The sequence below is a fragment of the Vibrio ordalii ATCC 33509 genome, assembly GCA_000257205.1.
Lineage (GTDB): Bacteria > Pseudomonadota > Gammaproteobacteria > Enterobacterales > Vibrionaceae > Vibrio > Vibrio ordalii.
This window is the reverse complement of the sequence record AEZC01000023.1, coordinates 1-23,205: the sequence shown is the minus strand read 5'-3', so window position 1 is coordinate 23,205 and position 23,205 is coordinate 1. Positions and strand designations below refer to the sequence as shown.

The 23,205-nt window shown below is 45.0% G+C and carries 18 protein-coding genes and 3 pseudogenes; 10 read left to right on the top strand and 11 right to left on the bottom strand.

The annotated features are described in order from the left end of the window. A pseudogene (gene hmpA / locus VOR_RS17615) lies at window positions 1-1,060 on the bottom strand (NO-inducible flavohemoprotein); the annotation flags it as partial. 203 nt (window positions 1,061-1,263) lie between these two features. Here hmpA and norR point away from each other — a divergent pair. Continuing rightward, entirely contained in the window at window positions 1,264-2,850 is a 1,587-nt protein-coding gene (gene norR / locus VOR_RS0101775; protein WP_010317592.1) for a nitric oxide reductase transcriptional regulator NorR, read from the top strand. Between the two features lie 93 nt (window positions 2,851-2,943). Here norR and VOR_RS0101770 read toward each other — a convergent pair whose 3' ends face one another. The 4 genes and pseudogenes from VOR_RS0101770 to VOR_RS0101760 form a co-directional block, all read right to left on the bottom strand. Next, window positions 2,944-3,822: a mechanosensitive ion channel family protein gene (locus VOR_RS0101770; protein WP_010317591.1), complete on the bottom strand. Its 879-nt coding sequence runs from the start codon at window positions 3,820-3,822 to the stop codon at window positions 2,944-2,946. A gap of 200 nt (window positions 3,823-4,022) precedes the next feature. Beyond that, window positions 4,023-4,190 (bottom strand): annotated as a pseudogene (locus VOR_RS18160) (peptidase T); the annotation flags it as partial. Between the two features lie 217 nt (window positions 4,191-4,407). After that, window positions 4,408-5,616 carry a NupC/NupG family nucleoside CNT transporter gene (locus tag VOR_RS0101765; RefSeq protein ID WP_010317590.1) on the bottom strand — a complete coding sequence of 403 codons (1,209 nt, stop codon included), beginning with the start codon at window positions 5,614-5,616 and terminating at the stop codon, window positions 4,408-4,410. A 586-nt stretch (window positions 5,617-6,202) separates the two neighbouring features. After that, a complete protein-coding gene (locus VOR_RS0101760; RefSeq protein ID WP_010317589.1) occupies window positions 6,203-8,020 on the bottom strand; it encodes a hybrid-cluster NAD(P)-dependent oxidoreductase in 1,818 nt (605 codons plus the stop codon). Window positions 8,021-8,228: 208 nt separating this feature from the next. Here VOR_RS0101760 and pyrC point away from each other — a divergent pair, with 208 nt between their 5' ends. Continuing rightward, the gene (pyrC, locus tag VOR_RS0101755) at window positions 8,229-9,257 is read left to right on the top strand and encodes a dihydroorotase (RefSeq protein WP_010317588.1); all 1,029 of its coding nucleotides are present in this window, start codon (window positions 8,229-8,231) and stop codon (window positions 9,255-9,257) included. A gap of 67 nt (window positions 9,258-9,324) precedes the next feature. Here the strand turns inward: pyrC and rlmC are convergent. Further along, window positions 9,325-10,473: pseudogene (rlmC, locus tag VOR_RS17610) on the bottom strand (23S rRNA (uracil(747)-C(5))-methyltransferase RlmC). On the opposite strand from rlmC, the gene VOR_RS18820 reads away from it, so the two are divergent. Next, window positions 10,426-10,677, top strand: a complete 252-nt coding sequence (locus VOR_RS18820; RefSeq protein WP_162097683.1) for a hypothetical protein — start codon at window positions 10,426-10,428, stop codon at window positions 10,675-10,677. The pseudogene rlmC and the gene VOR_RS18820 overlap by 48 nt on opposite strands. A 255-nt stretch (window positions 10,678-10,932) precedes the next feature. After that, the gene (locus VOR_RS0101740; RefSeq protein ID WP_010317586.1) at window positions 10,933-11,856 is read left to right on the top strand and encodes a M14 family metallopeptidase; all 924 of its coding nucleotides are present in this window, start codon (window positions 10,933-10,935) and stop codon (window positions 11,854-11,856) included. Between the two features lie 131 nt (window positions 11,857-11,987). Here the strand turns inward: VOR_RS0101740 and VOR_RS0101735 are convergent, their stop codons facing one another. Next, entirely contained in the window at window positions 11,988-12,776 is a 789-nt protein-coding gene (locus VOR_RS0101735; protein ID WP_010317585.1) for an AraC family transcriptional regulator, read from the bottom strand. A gap of 99 nt (window positions 12,777-12,875) precedes the next feature. Here VOR_RS0101735 and VOR_RS0101730 point away from each other — a divergent pair, with 99 nt between their 5' ends. From VOR_RS0101730 to VOR_RS0101720, 3 genes are all read left to right on the top strand, one after another. After that, window positions 12,876-13,775, top strand: a complete 900-nt coding sequence (locus VOR_RS0101730) for a DMT family transporter (protein WP_010317584.1) — start codon at window positions 12,876-12,878, stop codon at window positions 13,773-13,775. Window positions 13,776-14,066: 291 nt separating this feature from the next. After that, a complete protein-coding gene (locus VOR_RS0101725; protein ID WP_010317583.1) occupies window positions 14,067-14,828 on the top strand; it encodes a DeoR/GlpR family transcriptional regulator in 762 nt (253 codons plus the stop codon). 139 nt (window positions 14,829-14,967) lie between these two features. After that, window positions 14,968-15,690, top strand: a complete 723-nt coding sequence (locus VOR_RS0101720; RefSeq protein ID WP_010317582.1) for a helix-turn-helix transcriptional regulator — start codon at window positions 14,968-14,970, stop codon at window positions 15,688-15,690. A gap of 3 nt (window positions 15,691-15,693) precedes the next feature. On the opposite strand, the gene VOR_RS0101715 is transcribed toward VOR_RS0101720, so the two are convergent. Continuing rightward, on the bottom strand, window positions 15,694-16,275 hold the full coding sequence (locus VOR_RS0101715; RefSeq protein ID WP_010317581.1) for an acyl-homoserine-lactone synthase: 582 nt from the start codon (window positions 16,273-16,275) through the stop codon (window positions 15,694-15,696). 300 nt (window positions 16,276-16,575) lie between these two features. Here VOR_RS0101715 and VOR_RS0101710 point away from each other — a divergent pair, with 300 nt between their 5' ends. Both VOR_RS0101710 and VOR_RS0101705 read left to right on the top strand, forming a co-directional pair. Beyond that, the gene (locus tag VOR_RS0101710; RefSeq protein ID WP_010317579.1) at window positions 16,576-17,061 is read left to right on the top strand and encodes an acyl-CoA thioesterase; all 486 of its coding nucleotides are present in this window, start codon (window positions 16,576-16,578) and stop codon (window positions 17,059-17,061) included. Window positions 17,062-17,154: 93 nt separating this feature from the next. After that, window positions 17,155-17,400 (top strand): hypothetical protein, encoded by a 246-nt coding sequence (locus tag VOR_RS0101705; protein WP_010317577.1) that lies wholly within the window; start codon window positions 17,155-17,157, stop codon window positions 17,398-17,400. 320 nt (window positions 17,401-17,720) lie between these two features. On the opposite strand, the gene malG is transcribed toward VOR_RS0101705, so the two are convergent. The 3 genes from malG to malE all read right to left on the bottom strand — a co-directional run bounded on the left by malG (window position 17,721) and on the right by malE (window position 21,456). Next, on the bottom strand, window positions 17,721-18,611 hold the full coding sequence (gene malG / locus VOR_RS0101700; protein WP_010317575.1) for a maltose ABC transporter permease MalG: 891 nt from the start codon (window positions 18,609-18,611) through the stop codon (window positions 17,721-17,723). Between the two features lie 12 nt (window positions 18,612-18,623). Then, on the bottom strand, window positions 18,624-20,198 hold the full coding sequence (gene malF, locus VOR_RS0101695; RefSeq protein ID WP_010317574.1) for a maltose ABC transporter permease MalF: 1,575 nt from the start codon (window positions 20,196-20,198) through the stop codon (window positions 18,624-18,626). Window positions 20,199-20,274: 76 nt separating this feature from the next. Further along, the gene (gene malE / locus VOR_RS0101690; RefSeq protein WP_026027705.1) at window positions 20,275-21,456 is read right to left on the bottom strand and encodes a maltose/maltodextrin ABC transporter substrate-binding protein MalE; all 1,182 of its coding nucleotides are present in this window, start codon (window positions 21,454-21,456) and stop codon (window positions 20,275-20,277) included. A gap of 657 nt (window positions 21,457-22,113) precedes the next feature. Here malE and malK point away from each other — a divergent pair. After that, window positions 22,114-23,205 (top strand): maltose/maltodextrin ABC transporter ATP-binding protein MalK (gene malK / locus VOR_RS0101685; RefSeq protein ID WP_010317570.1); only part of this gene is annotated, 1,092 nt, incomplete at its 3' end.

Below are 23,205 nucleotides of genomic sequence, written 5' to 3'. Positions count from 1 at the left end.
ATTGGAGTCATGACCGCAAACTTCATGCAAGATCATAGAACCTTGCTTGGCTGCTGTTTGCTCACTTTCCAGATACCAGACCACTTGCTGCCATGATGGATGCACCGCCATTAATGTCGCTGTTTCATCAATAAAAGAGTGTTGTGATAAATTGTTGCAAGCATGCAGATATGTCACCTTCTTTTTTTCCTACTGACGCAAGCTGTTGCAACATGGCTTGCATCGGTGTTGCCCCAATACCAGCAGAGATGAGTACAACGGGAGCAAGCTTCTCAACATAGAAAAAATCACCTGCTGGCGCATAAAGTTTCACTCGACTGCCTTTTTCAACATAATCATGTAAATGATTAGAAACTGTCCCAGGATGTTCAGTATCCACGCCTTCACGTTTCACAGAAATGCGATAGTTTTTTCCATTGGGTTTTTGCGACAAGGAATATTGACGAATTTCACTGTATGACGCGCCTTCCGGCTTGAGCTCAATCCCAATATACTGACCTACCTGATAATCTAATACTGCTTTGCCATCAGCAGGCTCAAAGATAAAACTAGTGACCAATTCAGACTCTTTCACTTTATCTTGCACTACAAACTCACGCGCGTTTTCCCAACCGCCGATCGCCTGCTTACGCTGTAAGTACAACTCGCCTTCTCTATCAATAAAGACTTGCGCTAAAAAGAGATAGGCCGCCGTCCATGCTGCTTCAACGTCAGGAGTAAAAGCATCGGCAGCAAGCTCTCGCAACGTTTCAATAAGGTGATGACCGACGATTTGATAGTGCTCTGGCTGAATGTTAAAGCTGGTGTGCTTTTGGGCAATACGTTCCACTGCACTGGTTAACGCGGCGAGATTTTCAATATTTTTCGCATACGCAGCAATCGCCTCAAACAGTGCAACGCCCTGACGGCCAGTATGTTGATGGGTCATATTAAAAATATCTTTTAGCTCAGGATTGTGAGTAAACATTCTGTGATAGAAATGAGCCGTGAGTGCTGGCCCGGCAGATTCAAGCAAAGGAATGGTACTTTTGACAATGGCGATGTGTTGATTATTGAGCATATTGAGCTTTCTCCTCAGATTTTATAAATGGCGAATTAGATTCGCTCTGATACTGAAGTTTATATAGCACAAAGCATACCAAAATTAATCTATTGATTTTTAAATAAAAAATAAAAAATCATTAAATGATCAGGTCAAAATAACACTTCAAAAAATGTCATTATGACACTACAATATCCAAAAACATCACCTGAGTGCTTACCATGCAAGATTTTTCCATCTCTACCTTGATTGAAATGACCATAGGACTCGCAAGTGGTTTGAATGATCAAGATAGGTTCAATCGCCTGCTTGATGCGATTCGTAAAACCATTCAATGCGACTGTGTGATGCTGCTTTCACGCCAAGGTGATTTGTTAATCCCCCTTGCGATGCAAGGCTTGACTCGCGATACCTTAGGCAGGCGCTTTTTAATTGATGAACATCCGCGCTTTAGTGAGATTTGCCACGCTGGTGGACCGGTCATTTTCGATGCAAATTCACCACTGCCGGATCCTTTCGATGGTTTATTGATGGACCATGATGGCAACCTTCCCATGCACTCTTGTATGGGCCTACCCCTTTTGTTTGGTGACAAACTGCTCGGTATCTTGACGCTTGATAGCCTTAATCCCAACATGTTTGAGCATATTCCAAAACGCAGCCTAGAAGCCTTGTCGGCAATCGCGGCCTCTACCTTGAAGATGGCACTGACCTTTTCTCAACTTGAAGCACAGGCCAAACAATCCCAGCAACGCTTAGAAGAGCTGAATGAAGAAGCATGGGACAGAGAAGGTGGAGAGATCATCGGTTCAAGTGCGTCGATGCTGGCCATGAAAGCCGATTTGGAAGTAGTCGCCCCTTCTAATTTCAACATCTTAATCTATGGTGAAACGGGGGTCGGTAAAGAGCTGGTCGCACGAACACTGCACCAACTATCAGCGCGTAAACGCCAACCCCTTATCTATGTCAACTGCGCCGCAATTCCTGAAAACTTGGTCGAAAGTGAACTGTTTGGGCATGTCAAAGGCGCTTTTACTGGCGCAGAACGGCACCGCTTAGGCAAGTTTGCATTAGCCGACGGTGGAACCTTATTTCTCGACGAGATCGGTGAACTGCCACTGGCTGCCCAAAGCAAGATTTTACGCGCATTGCAGAACAATGAAATTCAGCCCGTAGGACAGGATCATGTCCAAACTATTGATGTACGAATATTGGCAGCGACAAATCGAGATTTAAAGCAAGAGGTGGAAGCGGGAAGATTCCGAGCTGATCTTTACCATCGACTCAGCGTATACCCTGTTCATATCCCTCCGCTAAGAGAGCGAAATGGTGACGTTACCTTGTTGGCAGGTTATTTTTTAGAGCAAGCGCGTCGCAAGCTCGGTATCACGCAGCTCAAAATCGATCCCAACGCACTGGCTGGGTTGCTACACTACTCATGGCCCGGTAATGTTCGCGAATTAGAACACGTGATCAACCGCGCAGCGCTGAAAGCACGAGCCAGACAAGGCTTACAAGCGTTGATCACCGTCAACAGCTACGACATAGGGGAGTTAGATTTCAGCCTACCTCTGGTTAACACGCCAAGCACGTTGAGCGACAAAGAGGTCACAGCGAAGGTGTGGCAACGTGGGCTGCGAGAAGCAACGGATGAATATCAGCGTAAATTGATCAGTGAAGCATTGACCCAATCCGATTTCAATTGGGCAAAAGCGGGAAGATTATTGCAAGTGGATCGCGCGAATCTTACTCGGCTTTCAAAACGCTTAGGGATTTCGGTGAAAAAAACACACGCAATTGAGCGTTAATCTCACTGTCATCACTAATATATCTTTTCTCACCCAGAGAGTCATTAGAGGTAAGACGCTCACCATACTGTGTGAGCGCTCATTATTCGGCAGTTAGCTACCCACTTCACTCGGCAACACTTCTGCTGCAACTAAAGCGCGTGGAAATGCGTTTTCATACGCTTGCATAAAGTCTTGGCGGATCAGTTGCTCTAAATGGTTGGCCCGCTCTGTTGGGCAAAAAATCATGAAATGCACGATCTGTTCTCCTGCGGCTGCGCTGCTGATCTGAATGTGCGGCTCAGCACTAGGCAAATCTACACCCGCATGTTTTTCAATCATGCTGTTATAACGCCTTGCAACATCGATAAAATGGGCAAAGTGTCTCTCTATCTTTTCATGCATAATCGGCAATAAAGGGTACAAATTTACAAATTCAGGCACTACTATCGAAAAATTATGAAACACATAACGCTTCATAAAGTTAAGGTTTTTCACCGGAAATGAGAAGAACATACTGTTTGGCAAGGTCGCGGTTTTTCCTGTGTAGTGATATTGACCATGATTCAAATCGATTTCTTGGATCACGGTTGCCATCAAGTTATGTTCGATCACTTCACCGCTCAGTTTTCCGACTTCAATCCAATCCCCGATACGAAATGAGCGAGAGCTCGCTCGCTGAATTGAGCCGGTAAAACACAAGATGATCTCTTTTGATGCAACTACAATGGCGACCGCTATCGCAGTCACTGACAGTGCAAATTCGTTGATCTCCGATTGCCACACTATAAATAGGATGATCAAAGTAAAGGCAAAGGCGCCATTCTTGGTGCGTGACATCCATTTCCGCTGCTTTTCGGTAATCAGTGCCACATCGCCACGAATTTGAGAAAGCACAACTCGCCGCGTCAAAATAATCAACGTCATGATTAAAATACTAAACACCAATTTATGAGTGATAAGAAAGTCCCACACCGCGACCACTTTCTCCATATCAATCCCCTTCTTTTGTTTTTATATGATAAGCAGCAACACACCTACGGCGACTAGAAAGGCACCCATTAACAACGTGTTTGAAAGGTATTGTAACTGAGTGAATAGTTAACGTCAGCATAAGGCGCAATTATTATGCGCCCTGTCATAGCTTTGGGAGAGAAACTCCTCTTTAGATTGGCGAAAGGGAAGGTTTATTATCAGTGTTGATTGGCCAATACTATCTTTTGGGCCAGTTTTAAAATCAGGTTCATCGCTTGTTCCATCCCTCCGATGGCAATGAACTCATGAATACCATGGGAATTATAACCACCAGTAAAAATATGAGGGCATGACAGCCCGAAAAATGAAAGCCTTACGCCATCCGTACTAACATTCACACTATAGTTTGCCTAGCACATCTTTTGTGGTATCTCAGAAACAGGACAATCGACATTCGATGACAGCTTTGCCATAGCATAGTCATGCTCATCAAAAATAGAATTCATTATAAATCAGAACATAGAAGTGACTGACAAACAGATCATTCGGTAAATGGATCAAAAATGCCCACCGCAGTGAGCATTAAGATAAGCAAACAGTGCGTTAAAGCAGAATGAAAATGCCCGCTAGGCATGCACTCATTAAGTTAGCTAGCGTACCTGCAATCACCGCTTTAATACCTAAATTCGCGACTTCTGCACGGCGTTCAGGAGCGATAACCCCGATAGAGCCTAATTGGATCGCGATAGAACCAATATTGGCAAAGCCGCACAGAGCAAAAGTAATGATAACTTGGGTGTGTTCCGACAACAGCGCTTTGTGGTCAACAAAATCAATGAAAGCCACAAATTCGTTCATCACCACTTTTTGCCCAATGTAAGAGCCCGCCATCAAGACTTCATGGCTTGGTACACCAATCAACCAAGCCAGTGGTGAAAATAAATAACCGAACAGCAGTTGTAAGGTAATGCCGTTCAGACCCAATAACTCACCGAAACTTTCAAGCCCAGTGTTAACCATCGCAATCACGCTCACAAATGCAACCAGCATTGTACCGACGGCCACCGCCACTTTCATGCCATTCATCGCCCCGCTCGCCAGTGCGTCAATCACATTACTTTCTTGCGCTTTATCCATCTCAATATTGGTTTGATCAAGTGGAACATCGCGCTCTGGTACGATGATTTTTGCCATCATCAAACTGCCGGGGGCCGCCATAAAACTGGCTGCAATAAGGTATTTAAGCTCAACACCTAGGCCGGCATAGCCACCCAACACGCTACCTGCGACAGAGGCCATGCCTCCGGCCATGACGGCAAACAGTTCTGAACGTGTCATGCGCGACAAAAAGGGACGCACAAGCAGTGGTGATTCGCCTTGTGAAAGGAAAATGTTACCCGTAGCAACCAGAGATTCTGCTTTGCTCGTACCTAAAAATTTTTGAATACCACCACCGATAAACTCGATGACTTTTTGCATGATACCAAGGTAATAAAGGGCAGAGATAAGAGCGCTGAAGAAAATGATGATAGGCAGAACACGAACAGCAAAAATAAATCCGGAATCGGCTAAATCACCGAATAGAAAGCGGATTCCTGCATCGGCGAAACCCAGCAAACTAGACACACCGCCGCTGATGCTGGCTAGTGCGCTTTGTCCCCATGGGAAGTAGAGCACCAGCGCGGCAAAACCAACTTGCAGCAATAAAGCACGTGATACGGTTTTCCAATTGATGAAAGACCGATTTTCAGAGAGCAGGTAGGCGCAAGCGATCAGCGCGAAAACGCCGACGAGACCAAAAAGAATATTCATTGTATTTACCTAGTTTGAAATTTGGAAATAAGGGTAGAACCAAAAAACTTGGCAAAGGAGGAATCATTGTCCTTTTGCACAACAAAAGCGTGACAAAAAGAGGGGTATGCGAACATATTGTTCATCTAAGATCACCTTATAAAAGCAGAGGAACTTAGCTGGTCCAGTCCTTGGGGTCATTCACATTTCCGTGTGACGGCTTGTATGGGTTGAGCACCGGCTCATAACCGGGCGGAAAGTATAGCGAACAAAATGAGAGTTTCATCACATATTTTTACGCAAACGTTCAAGCGCTCATTTATTCGACAGTTATTCTAAAAAAACATCAAAAACAGGCAAGGTTGGATGGAAAATAAACAAAAAAATATGGAATTTTCATCACAAATTTAAACTAATTTAACTATATAAAAACGAATAATTGGTATTTCTGCACTTTGCCAACTAGCTTTAAGAGAGTCACTTTGAAGAGACTGAAACGGTTTCGAATAAAAATCACTAGCAACGTCACGCCTCTTGCGGTCAACACTGACCCAAGAGGCATTTTTATTGGACAAAGTCACTGTAGTGCAACAGCGTGAGGCGAAAACTAGTTTACCACCTCAATATCGGTTTCAGGAATACAACAACAGGCTAAAGCGAAACCAAGATGACGTTCATGTTCAGGCAGTGCTGGCACGTCAGGTTGATGCACTTTGCCCGACTGCACAGTCACCTTGCACGCGCCACAGAACCCTGCTCGGCAACTGCTGGCAATCGCAATGCCAGCGGCTTCGGCTTGATCTAATAAGGTTGTTTGGTTATTACCCTCAAATACATGGCCATTGACGCTCAGTTGTAACGTTTTCAGCTCAGCTGCGACGGTGTGCGCCACACCAAATGCTTCTTGGTGGTAAGATTCTTCCGCAAGCCCTTTTTTCAACAATAAGCTTTTTGCTTTCTGCATAAAACCATCAGGCCCACACACAAACACTTGGCGAGCAGTCACATGTTGGATTTGCTTAAGATGGGATAAAGAGAGCCGACCTTTCAGCCCCAACCAATCGATGGGAGCTTGAGTCAGCGAAATGAAGACTTTCAACCCCGGATGCTGCTGCTTAAGCGCTTCAAGTTCAACACGGCAAGGAATATCGTCAACGCTGCGGCATTGATGATAAAAGACCACATCTTGAATTTGTTGATTATCGGCAAGATAGCGCAACATCGATAACATAGGCGTCACGCCACTTCCAGCCGACAACAGTAACAACGGTTGTTGGTGCTGAGTCGACAGATGAAACGAGCCATCCGGTGATTGCGTGGTCAATGTACTTCCTACCTGCAAGTGATCAAGAAGCCAGTTAGAAACTCTACCGCCATCAATGCGTTTGACTGAAATCGCTAACCGACCCGGACGCGATGGGCTAGATGACAAAGTGTAGCGGCGCGCCACGTTCTCGCCATCGATCACAACTTCGATTGGTAGGTGCTGCCCAGGTTGATAATTTGGCATTTCACCCTTTTTCGGCTCTAGCCAGAACGTGACAAAATCACGCGCAATCGCTTCACGCTCAACACAGGTCATCACATGGTGACTCATGCCCAAATCTCGATAAAACTCTTTCTCTTTGTACTCAAGCACCTCAACGCTGTCGCCAACTCGAATCATCCCCTCATTTTTTGCGACTAAATTTTGCCCAAAAAACACCCCACCTCTTTCGTTAGCGCGAAATTGTGACAAGGTTCTTAGCGGCTCTTTGGTTGGACGAAAAGCCCCTTTATTCACATCAACAGTAGTGAGAATACAGCGTTCACAAGGTTTTACTGCTTCAAATTCGACCTCACCAATTCGGATCCGCTTCCAGCTATCTTCAGCGAAAGGCTCATCGGTTCGTACCACTAGATTGGTACGAAATTGATCCATACTGTGCACTTCAGGGCTGCGGCGATTAAGTTCATCAAGTGAAGCTTGGCTGATGACCAGCACGGGATAGCCATCAGCAAAACTGACATTGTGACCCACTTTTTCACGCATTCGGTTTGATTGCTCTCCGGTAAACAGCAACTCAACACGCTGGCCTAACACTTGGCTAAACCAATCATCCGCTTCATCGGTTGTGGTGTAAGCGGTAAAGTTGTCATCCCACACTTGCGCTGGGGAAGGTTGCATTTTGAAATCTGCATAACGCAGTTTTAATGGAGATTGGTTCGCCGCCGTGAAGATCAAACCATCCGCAACCAGTATTGAATTCACCTTAACCATCTTTGGATACTTACGTGCAGTGACCATTGAACCATCAGCTAACGCGATCATAAAGCGCCGATCAAAAGCCAGCCCCTGTTTTTCAACCCAAGCGGTGGACTGCGAGAGGCCACCTATCGATTTGACTGGGTAGACGTTAATTTGTGAGAGTTGAGCTGACGACATGGCCTAACCTTATGCTTTTTTGAAGGTATTTTTATAACGCGATGATAATCGAAATCGCCAAAGCTGGCTAACCCTATGGAAAATAAAAGGATGAAATTCACCCCTGTTTCCTCTATCATCCTGTCGCTTAAACGTAAGCGATTGCGCGCACATTAAAAGCGAAGCCCGTTTAAGCTCCAATCAATTTATTTTCCGGTGGGAGCAACCAATGAAAACATTAACGATTACTCGTCCAGACGACTGGCATGTTCACTTACGTGATGGTGATGTGCTGGCCGATACAGTACGAGACATCAGTCGCTACAACGGCCGCGCACTGATCATGCCCAATACGGTCCCGCCGATCACCACCACAGAATTAGCATTAGCGTACCAACAGCGCATCATGGCGCAAAAACCACGTGATTCTTTCAAGCCACTCATGGCGCTTTATCTCACCGATAACACGACACCTGATGAGATCCGCAAAGCCAAAGCTTCTGGCACTGTCGTGGCAGCCAAACTTTATCCGGCTGGGGCGACCACCAATTCAGATTCTGGGGTAACCTGCGCTCAAAATATTTACCCTGTATTGGAAGCAATGCAAGAGGTTGGCATGCTGCTGCTGATTCATGGCGAAGTAACCGCTCACGATGTGGATATTTTTGACCGAGAAAAAGCCTTCCTCGATACCGTGCTTGCTCCTATTGTTAATGATTTCCCAAATCTGAAAATAGTGTTAGAACACATCACCACCGCCGATGCTGCCGAGTTTGTAAAAAATGCGAACCAGAATGTAGCGGCAACGATCACGGCGCACCATCTACTTTATAACCGCAATCACATGCTCGCTGGTGGTATTCGCCCTCATTTTTACTGTTTGCCAATCCTTAAGCGCAACACCCACCAGCTTGCGCTGATTCAGGCAGCGACATCGGGCAATAAGAAATTTTTCTTGGGTACTGATTCTGCGCCTCATGCCAAAGGCAAAAAAGAAGCCGCTTGCGGCTGCGCTGGATCGTACACAGCGCACGCAGCCTTGGAGTTATACGCAGAGGTGTTTGAGCAAGTTGGTAAAATTGGCAACCTTGAAGCGTTTGCCAGTCACAATGGCCCTGATTTTTACGGCCTACCCCGTAATAACGACACCGTTACTTTGGTCAAAGAAGAGTGGCTAGTTGCTGAAAGTATGCCATTTGGCTCAGATATTGTGGTGCCGATCCGCGCCGGCGAAACGGTCGCGTGGGCAGTAAAATAGCCCATTAATGCATCAAAAAGGGAAGCCGCGGCTTCCCTCTCTTTATCATTTTTTCACCACACAGCGCTTATCTCGACTTAGGCTGACGCTCTAATAGCACCATCACTTCGCTATGATCGGTATGTGGAAACATATCAAACCATTGCAGTTTTTTTGGGTAAGTAGCCTACCATACCTTGCATATCAGTGATTAGCGTTTGCGGGTTACAGCTTGAGTAAATGATGTGTTTGGGTGATAAAGCCACCAATCGCTCAACTAATTCAGCTCCTAAACCACGACGCGGAGGGTTGACTAGCACCAGCTCTGGCGCGGTTGATTGAGCCTGTGATAATTGAGCAGAATCCAGCGCAGCAAAATCTAAATTGGTAATGCCCATCGTCTTGGCAGAGCGTTTAGCACTGGCAATCGCTTCTGGTTCAATTTCAATGCCTGTGACTGCCGTAGTTGAACTGGCACAATGTAGGGAAAAACCGCCCACGCCACAAAACAGATCCCACATATAGCTTGGGTTTATCTCTCTCACCCAATCACGCGCCGCCGCGTACAACTGCTTAGCTACATGCGGGTTGGTTTGGAAAAAACTTTTCGGGCGGATAACCATAGGCACCTGATTAAACTGCTCAATCAAATACTCACACTCGGTTAAAAAATTTCTTCTTCACATTCTAGGCGCGCCATGTGGATGGGTTGAAGGTTAACTGAGACGACGCGAATGGTTGGAAACTGCGCCTGAAGCCGCGCGAGGTTTTGCTCAACTCGGCCTAAAGCTTCGCGGCTTCTCAGTACGAAACGCAGCATAAACTCACCTGAATATTCGCTGCGTGTGAGCAATATGTATTTGAGTTCGCCTTTCTTCTTGGTTTTATTATAGGGGGGAATGCCCGAGCTGCGGATCCAATCTTGTAGATAAGTTAATAGCGTTTGTGTCTCTTGTGGGTAGAGGCCACATTGCACCAAGGACACGGGCGTTGATTGCCCATCAACCATAGATTCAACACCCAAAATCGGTGCATGGGCCGCGCCAAGAGCCACCATTTTCGCTTTGTTACGAAAACCCGTCTCTTCACTTATGACAGGTTCTAGCCACTGCTGTGGCATCTGCGTTGAAAACAGCGCTTTTAGTGCCAAATCTTTGCGCTTCACCTGCTCTGAATAAGAAACCGCGCAATGAGTACAAGAACGGCACAGCTGTTGATCAAAAAACGCACACTGCATAATGGGAACTGCCAAAAACGAAAAGCGCTAGTCTATTCGTCTGCGGGCAAATCACCATTCAATATGGTTATCTTCACCATAGAAAAAATTAATGCGACGGTTTCAATATCATCTAGCAATGTTAATAAGCTTGCCCCTGCCATCATTTTCCCCATTCGCTATTTTGAAGAGCAAAACTGTAACACCAACCATAGCAAGCAATAAACAAGTGTAATGAAAAGTTTCATCTCTCTATTGCTAACTATACCCAAACAACTTGGAGTTGCAGGTAGGCGGCAAGTGAGTGAGTCCCCATGAGCATAGGCAAACTATGTGATTGGGGTGAACGAACGTAGCCAACACCGCTGCGGCTTCAAGTAGGAAGGGCATATATGCTCTTGTATCAAGGTAAGAGTGTTGCATCAGATTAATCTGCGCATTAAGCTTTCGGTCCATTACACCGAGATTTGAAGGAATGTCATGCAGCACTCTCACTATTACCCTATAGGTACTCCCGGAGGTACTCCCGGACAAAAATGGACGCAAACCGAACGCGAAGCGTGGCTCGCGCAAACGACGATTAAACGAGAATATCAGCAAGAAGTCGTGCCGAAGATTAACGCTTTGGCAACGGATTTTGAGGTAGAGCAATACGGTGCACTATCAATAGACAAAGATCGCTACCCATTATTTGCCTTAAAAAGTCGCTCATGGAACCCTGACAAACCAACGGTGTTGATCACAGGTGGCATACACGGTTACGAAACCAGCGGAGTGCACGGCGCGTTGCAGTTTTTAGCGACTCAAGCACAGCAGTATCAATCTCATTTCAACATTGCCGTTGCCCAGTGCGTAAGCCCTTGGGGCTATGAAACGATCAATCGTTGGAACCCATCAGCGCTTGACCCTAATCGCTCATTTTACGCCAATAGCCCAGCCGAAGAGTCGGCAAGCTTAATGCGCTGGGTCACAAGCTTAGGTGACGTGTTGGTGCATATTGATTTACATGAAACTACAGACAGTGATGAAAGCGAGTTTCGCCCTGCACTAGCAGCGCGCGATGGCATTGGATATGAAGCCGATACAATTCCCGATGGGTTTTATACTGTCGGCGATACGGAAAATCCACAGCCAGAATTCCAAGCAGCCATTATTGAATCGGTACGCAAAGTCACGCACATTGCACCAGCCGATAGTAAAGGCGAGATCATCGGCTCTCCCATCACTCAAGAGGGAGTAATTAATTACTCAATGAAAGCATTAGGGTTATGCGGTGGCATCACAAATTGCTACTTTGGCACCACCACCGAAGTGTACCCAGATAGCCCAAAAGTCACAGCGCAAGAGTGTAATGACGCACAAGTCGCCGCCATTGTTGGTGCTTTGGACTACGTGTGCCGCTAAAACGATAAAGTACCGAACCACCTATGTCATGGATTCATGAGTAATAGGCGTTGTAAAAATTACCAAATTAAGTCTAAGGCACTTCTTTATAGTTTGATCAGGACGAAGTGCCTACATACGCTTAAGCAATATTATAACAAGCGATTTTTATACTGTTCCGGCGTTTGGCCGGAGTATTTTTTAAACATGGTAATAAAAGGACTGGCTTGGTTGTAGCCAAGAGTTAATGCTACCTCTTTCACTGAATGCCCTGTGCGCAGTAAATCCATGGAATAGAGATAGCGTACTCTTAATCGCCATTCGGTAAAACTCATCCCTAGTTCCGTTTGGCAATGACGCGCTAATGTTCGCTCTGTGGTATGTACTTTTTCAGCCCACAAAGCCAATGTCGTATCATCGGTCGGGTTTTCTTCTACCGCCGCTAAAATCGGGGCTAAATATTTGTGATTAGTGGAAGGCAAAAAATGATGCTGCGTTTCCTGAGTTGCCAATTGATCGAGCAATACTTGTACTAGACGTTTATCTTGCGCGTTTTGAGCCACACTGATTTCACGCGCCCGAAAATCCTCAATGATGGCAGAAACGATGGGCGTCACTTTTATCAAACTGGTGTGCTTGGGAAAACCATGGGTGAGAGCCCGATCAATATTGAGCGAACAATATTCAATTGGCTTACGATTATAGCTGCAGTGTTTCACCCCCGCAGGAACCCAAATCGCTAGATGAGGCGGTGCAAGAAATCGCGTTTCTTGCGCTTCCATTTCCAAAATCCCGCCGGAAATTAACTGTACTTGACCCCATGCATGACTGTGCGTTCGCGTTTCTGTGTTTGATAAAAACGCGTCGAAATTCATAAAAACATCTGATGGTGCACTATCAATCGATAATGAAGGGTGAAGATTTCTGGTCGCTTTTTTCAAACTTGTCTTCCTATCGCTCGCAATGTCGTTTTGGAGATATATGTAATTATAGAGACCTGCCACACTATACTCCAAAGCACAATTTGCGACGAGGCTCACATGGTATATCTTCTCCCACTGTTCACGGTTCTGATTTGGGGTGGCAACTCTATCATCAACAAGCTCGCCGCAGAAACCATTGAACCCAGTGCGATGAGTTTTTATCGCTGGTTTACCGCAATGTTATTGCTGACACCTTTTTGCTTACCTACTGTTCTTCGTCAATGGCCAACCATCAAACCTTATTTAACTAAACTGGCTTTTTTGGCGATGTTAGGCATGGTACTCAATCAGTCTCTTGGTTATTACGCAGGGCTAACGACTACTGCATCAAATATGTCGTTGATCACTTCGCTGGTACCACTGCTCAGTGTGTTCATCAGCGTTCCTCTGCTCCATAAGCGCATTTCAGCTTTGAGTGTTGTCGGAGGGATCCTCTCTCTCGCAGGGCTTGCTTTTATGCTAGGTCAAGGCGATATGAGCTTCTTCTTGCATCAAAATATTACACATGGTGATGCGTTAATGGTGGTGGCTGCAACCGTTTACGCACTTTATTGTGTGTTACTTAAACGGTGGAAAATGCCACTAAGCAATTGGACGCTTATTTATATGCAAGGGTTGTTTGCTGTCTTAATGCTGACACCATTATGGTTGACCAGTGAACATCTCCTACCCACGGAAGGCTCACTGCCCCTAATCGCTTACGCTTCTGTCGCTGCATCCTTATTGGCTCCGTGGATGTGGGTAAAAGCGATCGACTTAATTGGAGCAGACTCTAGTGCGATGTTTATGAATCTGTTGCCCGTTGTCGCGGTTTCACTTGCCGCAACCTTGCTGGATGAAACAGTGCAAAACTATCATATTTTAGGTGGATTAATGGTCATCTCTGGGGTGATTTTATCCCAAATAAAGCTGACAAAACGACATTCGAGCGCTATTGAGAGCGTAATACAACCATAAAATCACAATATATTGACCGACACCATAAAGAAACCTGATTTCAACAAGCCGATGAAGTGCTTAATCCTATAGGGATGGCTCTCTAACAAACATGATTATGTTCCATAAAGAGTAGGAAATGTTCGTTTAATGTGAATTAAGACCTAAAACGAGCAAATACTCACGCAGCCTATTCACTAATGATTGAATTTGGTCGATTAAGCCGTACACTCACAAAGTCGTAGTGCCTTACGCAAAGTAAGCATTCAAGGTATTGACCTATTTAAGCTTCAATGAATAAGGATATTTAAGGTGAAAGCAGTTAAACGCCATCAAGAAATTATCGAATTAGTTCAAACACACGGATTCGTGAGTACCGATGATTTAGTCGAGCGGTTCAATGTCAGCCCACAGACTATACGTCGCGATCTTAATGAGCTTGCAGATGCGAATAAGTTACGACGCAATCACGGCGGCGCGACCATCGCGTCTAGTTCTGAAAACTCCTCTTACCACACTCGCCAAGTGACCTATCAGCAAGAAAAAGAGAAGGTGGCTGCCGAGCTAGTCAAACACATTCCCGATGGCGCAACGCTCTTTATCGACATAGGCACGACACCTGAAGCGATTGCTCGGGCATTAATGCTCAATCACGAAAATCTGCGCATTGTCACCAACAACATTAACGTAGCCACCATTTTAATGGCCAAACCGGATTTCAATGTCATCTTAGCGGGCGGTGAAGTTCGCAATAAAGACGGTGGCGTAACAGGTGAAGCCACTTTGGATTTCATTTCACAATTTCGTCTCGATTTCGGTATTTTAGGGATTAGCGGCATTGATTATGATGGCTCACTTTTAGATTTTGATTATCATGAAGTAAGGGTTAAACGGGCGATCATCGAGAATAGTCGCTGTGTTTATCTCGGTGTTGACCACAGCAAATTTGGACGCAATGCCATGGTGAAGCTAGGCACAATTGCCGATGTAGATTTGATTATCACTGATGCCCAGCCACCAGAAGAAATTGATGCGTTCGCTCGTGAAAATGAAGTGACCATTCAGGTAGTGTAGGCAGATTGAGTCCAAAACCGATATTTGAACTAGATCCCCGCGCTAAATAAATAAACTATTTCATGATTTGCTCGTGCTATTACAGTTTTTTCTGATATAAAAGCCAACATAGTACGTTGCAATTCAGAACTTTAGATTTATGCACAAAATCCTGAGACTAATCCAAGAGAACCAACAAATCACCAGTCACAATGATTTGGAAAATGTACTCAATGGGCTCAATAACTTAATTGATCATGAATTTTTTCTCTTTGGCCTTTCTTTTCAGCCTACCTTGAAAACTAGTGAAACGCTTATCACAGATAATTATCCTCCTAGCTGGCGACAACAATACGAACAATCTGGTTTCGTGCATGTGGATCCTATCGTCAAATATAGCATGGCCAATTTTCTACCCATTCGCTGGGATGACGCCAAACGGGTTAATGAAGATGGACGGATTATCTTCGAAGAAGCTCGTATCAATGGGCTAAAAACGGGGTTTAGTATTCCAATCCACGGGCTAAGGGGGGAGTTTGGCATGATAAGTTTTGCAACCTCAGATACCAAGTCTTACGATTTGAATCAACAAAGTATTCATACCTCACAGCTCATTGTGCCGTTACTGGCTCATAATATTGATAACATCGCTCACAGCCATAAAAATGTGTCACCGAGAGTGGTGCTCACCGCACGTGAAGTGCAATGCTTAACTTGGGCGGCAGAAGGAAAAAGCGCTTGGGAAATTGCCACTATCATTAATACGTCAGAACGTACCGTGAAGTTCCATTTCAGTAATACTTGTAAAAAGCTTGGCGCGACGAATCGCTACCAAGCTATTACTAAAGCCATTTTAGGCGGCTACATTAACCCCTATCTATAACGCTTATGCATTAACGCTTGTACGGTATGCTTCATCCATTGGGATATGCAAAGCGACCGAGCGTGTACTTCCCAAAAGATGTACTTTTTTATCGCCAAGTCTTTCGCACGGGATCCCCATCCGTTTAATCAATTTCTCCACACTGGCCGATGTGACAGTGACATAAGCATGGATGTGATTTTGCTGAGCGTGATGATACAGCGACTGAAACATCTGCAGCGTAACATTACTCACGCCGCCCAATTGCGCGGAATGATCTTTATCGACCGCAAAACGACTCAGCTCATAAACCTCCTTTGCTTTAGGGGCCTGCTGCACACCAAGTAATTCTGGAAAAGTATCTTTAAGCATATAGCGCGACGTGGTCGGCAAAATACGCCAACACCCAATTAAGTGACCTTGTGCTTCTTTGGCATACAAATAATGCGCTTCTGGAACGTCGTACTCATCAGTCTCCATACCTTGATTGATTTCTAACTCCCACTGTAAACGTTGTGAAAACACTTTATAGCGTAACTTCAGCAGTGAAATGTAGTCAGCTTGAGGAACACTTTGAAAGGTATGTGAATAAATTGAAATAGTCATGTGACTTCTCCCTAGGTTATTGAAGAAATCACGCTAAACAATCTCATCAGAGATAGAACCTGTTCGATCGAACAGTTACGTCGAAATACTGTTTAAACTATTATTAATGCAACTGAATAACTGACGCTCAGTTGGCTTAATAAGGTACAACATAAAGTAAATAACTCGTACCATCCGGCTTTAAAACCCCTCTTAGGAAACTAAGAGGGGTTTTTATGTTTGATGCCCTAAAAATAATATTGCAGTTTAGTTAATGCTTTGTTATCTATACTTTGGTAAATAACAAACAAGGATGCGTCGATGAGTAGTGGCCAACGTGCAATAACTTTGCGTTTTTTAGCAGAGCCTGGTGATGTCAATTTTGGTGGAAAAGTCCATGGTGGTGCGGTCATGAAGTGGATCGACTTGGCTGCATATGCGTGCTCAGCTGGTTGGAGCGGAAAATATTGCATCACCGCTTATGCTGGGGGGATCCGCTTTGTCGCACCGATTCACGTAGGGAACCTTGTTGAAGTCAGCGCAAAAGTCATTTATACCGGAACAAGCTCAATGCATATCGCCATTGATGTACAGGCAAGCGATCCAAAAGAGTTGAAAAACCAACTGACTACCCATTGTATTGTCATCATGGTGGCTGTCGATGAGCAAGGCAAGCCAACCCCCATCCCAGAATGGGTACCACAAACGGCAGAAGATATTGCCCTACGCCAATCAGCGATACGCTTAATGAACATGCGTAAAGAGATAGGGGAAGAGATGGAAGCTCACGTTAAGTACTTAAAATAGCGACACATGATGTACTCAGTTGTCATTTTTCCTTCATCTTTATTTGCTTAAATCGAGCTCTCTGACATTTTGCATCGATGGTAGGAAAAGACTTTGACTCTCAAAGAGATTACCTTGAGCGAATCGACGTTAGTCGACCCAAAGTCAATTGAGTATCACTGGGTCCGAACGCTTTACGTTGAAGGTTACCAACCCCAAGAAATTAACCACTATATCCGCGCCTGTTTTGGTGGAGATGACACCTTTGCGGATCTGTTTCGCCGCGTTGCGCTGCAGCAAGAGAGCTTGTATGTCCTTTTACAATACTTAGGCTGCGCCCCTTCTAGCCGTGAGTTCTAACTTTTTAGCCTTCCTTTACGACGTTACACAAAGATTTCAGATGTGAGTCGCATCCAAACATCATTTCACTTTTGAGACATTCAATTCATCATATAATGCATGCGCGTTACCAATAGCACCCTTTAATACAGATATAAAAAAACCCAAGCAATGCTCGGGTCTTGGTTACAAAAACTGTTAGTTTGTTGGATAGTAAGGAAATAAAGCTAACAGCCAGCTATGCGTAACGCCAGATTTGCATATTACTTAACTGATCGGCGGCCAAACCAAATACGTTAAGCTAATACAATATGGGCGACCTCACGGTCGCCCTATCGTTATTATCCTTTCACACCGCCAGCCGTAAGTCCTCCGACTAACCAGCGCTGTGCAAGCAAAAATACGACAGTGATAGGTAAAGCAGACAACACTGCTGCTGCTGCAAAATCTCCCCACAAATAGTTCTGAGGATAAAGATACTGCTGCATACCCACCGCCAATGTATATGAGTTTACATCAGAAAGTAGCAAAGATGCCACTGGTACTTCACCAACCACCCCAATAAACGAGAGAATAAACACAACCGCAAGAATCGGCACAGAGAGTGGTAGCAGCACCAGTCTAAAGGCTTGCCATGGTGTAGCGCCATCTAAAGCAGCCGCTTCTTCTAATGAGTTATCTATCGTTTCAAAATAGCCTTTGATCGTCCATACGTGCAGTGCGATACCGCCTAAGTAAGAGAAAATCAAACCACCATGCGTATTTAAGCCCAAAAATGGGATGTATTGACCTAACTTGTCAAACAGCGCATACATCGCAACCAGTGCCAGTACCGCTGGGAACATTTGAAAAATCATCATCGCTTTTAGGATGGTGTCTTTACCTTTAAAACGCATGCGCGCAAAGGCATAAGCAGACGTTGTCGATAGTGCCACAATGAGCACTGAAGTAATGCCTGCTACTTTCACTGAATTCCATAACCAAGTCAGAACCGGAAATGGCGGCGGTGTAACAGAGCCATCAGCGTTAGTGACAGCAAAACCTAATGCCAATTTCCAGTGTTCTAAAGATGGGTTATCTGGGATCAAGCTGCCCGTGGCAAAGTTCCCTTCACGAAATGAAATCGCAATGACCATCAATAGTGGAAAAATGATCAGCGATAAAAATGCCCACAGAGCAACATGAGTCGCCCATAAGCGATATTTGAGAGATTGACCTTGTACCATCGCCATAACGATTACTCCTTAATTCTGTGACAGCTTAGTGAAACGTAAGTTGAGTAGCGCTAAACCACCGACCAGTAGGAAGATCAAAGTTGCGATGGCACTAGCCAAACCGAAGTCTTGACCACCAGCTCCTTCAAACGCAATACGATAGGTATAGCTTACGAGTAAATCGGTGTAACCGGCAGGCTCTGAGGTGCCAATCATATTTGGGCCACCTTGTGTCAGAAGCTGAATCATCACAAAGTTGTTGAAGTTAAATGCAAAGCTCGCGATAAGTAGCGGAGTCATTGGTTTGATCATTAGCGGCAAGGTGATACGGGTGAAGTTGTGTAAAAAACCTGCACCATCAATCGCCGATGCTTCATATAAATCCTCTGGAATCGCTTTCAAAAGACCCATACACAAAATCATCATGTAAGGAAAACCAAGCCAAGTATTGACGATCAACACCATACTTTTAGCGAGAAAGGGGTCTGAGAACCAGCTAGGACTAATGCCAAAAATACTGTTGAGTACCATATTGATCTCACCAAAGCTTTGGTTGAACAAGCCTTTGAAGATCAAAATAGAAATAAAGGCAGGAACAGCATAAGGCAGGATTAATAGCACTCGGTAAACGGCGCGACCTTTAAGCTCTTCCCATTGCACAACACTAGCCAACACTAACCCTATCATAAGAGTGAAAATCACGGTTAAGGTTGAGAAAACGACCGTCCAGATAAAGATATTGATGAAAGGCTCTTTAATACCGTCATCTTTCCATACACGCTCAAAATTATGTGTACCAATTTTCACCACAAAACCAGGCGATACTGTCGCACCGATAAACTGACCACTTTCGTCCACTGGTTGATAAAAGCCAACATCCATATTCGGCCGTAGCATTTCACCCGTTTGATTATTGACCAGCGTTTCGCCATCATCTTGCATGGTGTACAGCGGCGATACGGCGGCAAACTTGCGTAAGCCACTCATGCGTACATCTTCACCACTAGGGAAATGCAGATCAATTGAGCTCAACGTAGCACGGTGATTAATAATGGTTTTAATCGGCTCTTTGGTGCCCTCAATACCCTCAATAGGTTGAAGATCCATATCGGTCACCGATAAGCCATTTAAGGAAAATACGTCGGTAGCGAGCGTCTGCTCCCCATCTTCGATTGCAATTCGATAGCCACTTTCCGTTTTGTATAGAGTGAAAGGATAGCTTTCCCCGCCCTGATAAGTTCGATCCAACAGTACGGTTTGTGCACGTTCTAAAGAGAGTTGGTTTTTAGCACTGTAGTTAGTAAAAGCCAGACCAACGGTGTAGGCCAAAGGAAAGAGGATGAATAAGATCATTCCCGCGATACCCGGATAAATATAGCGGTGTGCGTAAGTATGTTTACTGCCGAAAATATAAAGGGCCAGAGCGGTAAGAATGAGAGTAAGCAGCGCAAAGGCGAGCTCACCGCGAGAATACATAAGAATAGTGGCGTAACCGTTAACGATACCAACCGTACCTAATAATGCCCATTTAATGAGCACATTTTTACTGGAAGGAAGTGCCGTTTCTGGTGCTGACAAAGCATCTGTACCTTGAACTGACTGCATAGAAGAACCTGCTAGCGATATAAACGTAAAATGAAGGAGAGGTTACCCTCTCCTTAAGGGCTTGACCAAAACCGAATTATTTAGTCATTTGTTTTTCTGCATCAGCCAGTGCGGCATCGACAGTTTGGCGGCCATCTACAATATTGATAATTGCACTTTTCGCGCTGCCCCAAAATGCATTCATCTGAGGGATATTCGGCATAATTTCGCCATTCATTGCGTTATCCATTGTCGCGGCGATGCGTGTATCTGCATCAAGCTCACGTTGGAAAGAGTTAAGAGCCACCGCGCCAAGAGGTTTGTCATTATTGACCATGCGCAGACCATCATTGGTGAGTAAGTAGTTTTCGATAAACTCAATCGCGAGATCTTTATTTGGAGAAGCGGTGCTGATACCAGCCGTCAATACGCCTACAAACGGCTTGGAAGATTGCCCGTTAAATTTCGGTAATGTCGTCACTCCGTAATTAATACCTGATTTTTCAATGTTGCCCCAAGCCCACGGACCGTTGATCGTCATTGCCGTTTTACCTTGGTTAAACGCAGCTTCAGAAACAGAGTAGTCCATATCCGGAGAGATCACGCCTTTGTCCACTAAGCCTTTCACGAAGTTCATCGCGTCTTTTACGCCTTTATTCGCGATACCCGCATCTTTCACATCATAGCCATCAATCGTGTATTTGAATGCGTAACCGCCATCAGCCGCCATAAGAGGCCATGTGAAATACGGTTCTTTCAAGTTCCACATGATGGCCGTTTTGCCCTCTTTCTTCAGTTTGGCGTTCAACGCTTCCACTTCTTCCCAGCTTTTCGGTGGGTTTGGCACAAGATCTTTGTTATAGATGAGCGACAAGGATTCTACCGCGACTGGGTAGCCGATGATTTTACCGTTGTATTTCACCGCATCCCAGGCAAAATCCACGATACCCTCTTGAATCGCTTTTGAAGGTTTAATTTCAGCCAGCAAGCCAGCTTCTGCATAACCACCAAAACGGTCATGAGCCCAGAACACAATATCAGGTCCATCACCCGTTGCTGCGGTTTGTGGGAATTTATCTTGAAGTGCGTCAGGGTGAGCCACGGTCACTTTGATACCCGTGTCCGCCTCAAATTTCTTACCCACTTCAGCCAAACCGTTATAGCCTTTATCACCATTAATCCAAATGGTGAGTTGTCCTTCTTCAATAGCAGCATGTGCACCAAACGAACCAAGAGCAACTAGAGTACTTAGCGCGACTGTGCTTAGGGCGTTTTTCATGTTCATATCCTTTTTATTTTTGTGTTGTAGGGCTTACCAAGAGGTTTCGCCGTATTTCGTCATATATCATCAGAGAAAACCTGACTTGACTCATCCTCCTACGCCCTACGCCCTCGATATTATGGACTATTTTCGTGATCATCATCGCTCAAGGTTAGAGAGCTCAATCACAAAAAAATACCTTTTTGTGACATGCTTCCTCTTAACAAACATTAATTATTTGAACTGGATCTAACTCAGCCCTTACCCCCCTCATCCATCACATCCATCGCTACTCCCCCCTATAAAAAACTCAATTAGGAGGATGTATCAAACACACACACAACACAAAATACAGTCATCCCAGAGTGGACAGTAAGAGCCCTTTCCAGTAACTCATCGTTTACTGGCTTACATCGCTAGATTGGTTTGCTGTCATAAATGAGCGTTCGTGGTAATTGATTTTATAACGGGGGAGACGCTCAATGTGCAGGGGAAGTAAACTAAATCATTGGCATGGATGGGTGATGCTTTCTTCAGATTCCCTTAATTTGAAGACATCACCCTTTTTCTTACGTTATTAACCACCTTACCCAATTCCTGCTGTCATTGCCTGCAAGAAAACTCATATAATGATGGGCAGTGATTTATAAAAAATATTGATCGAGGACGAGCTCTATGGCGAGTGTCACGTTAAAAAATGTATGTAAAGCATACGGTGATGTATTAATTTCTAAAAATGTCGACTTAGAAATTCAAGAAGGCGAATTTGTCGTCTTTGTCGGCCCGTCAGGTTGTGGGAAATCCACCCTACTGCGTTGCATCGCAGGCCTAGAAGATATCACCTCGGGTGACTTGTTTATTGGCGACAAGCGAATGAATGATGTTGAACCCTCTAAACGTGGCGTAGGCATGGTATTTCAATCCTATGCGCTCTACCCGCACCTTAATCTTTTCGACAACATGTCTTTTGGCCTAAAGTTGGCCAAAGCCGATAAAAAGGAGATCGAGCAACGTGTTGAGCACGCCGCCGATATTCTCCAGCTCAGCCATTTGCTTGAACGTCAACCTAAGTCTCTTTCAGGTGGCCAACGTCAGCGTGTCGCGATTGGGCGTACTTTAGTCTCACAACCGAATGTCTTTTTGCTTGATGAGCCACTGTCTAACCTAGATGCAGCGCTGCGCGTACAGATGCGTTCAGAGATAACCAAACTGCAACGCAAATTAGGCTGTACTATGATTTACGTTACCCATGACCAAGTCGAAGCAATGACAATGGCTGACAAAATCGTGGTCTTAGATGCCGGGTTCGTATCACAAGTAGGTAAACCACTTGAGTTGTATCATTACCCAGAAAACCGTTTCGTCGCAGGTTTCATCGGCTCTCCTAAAATGAACTTCATGAGCGTATTCATCGAAGATGTTGAAGCCGAACGTGTGAAAGTTCAACTCTCTAATGGAACCTCATTTTGGATTTTGGTAGATGGCACCACGATCACTCGCGGCGAGCGTATGTCATTAGGTGTGCGTCCAGAGCACTTACTGAGCGCTGAAGATGGTGATGCAAAAATTGAAGGCAAGGTGATGATGGTTGAGAAACTCGGCAATGAAACTCAAGTTTACATGAACTTAAAAGGCTCTGATTCTGATGTAATTTACCGCCAGCCTGATACCTTGGGCGTTGAAACGGGTGATACACTGACAATTGGTATTCCAGGACATCGCTGCCACCTATTCCACAGCGACGGACGCGCATGCCGCCGCCTTTAC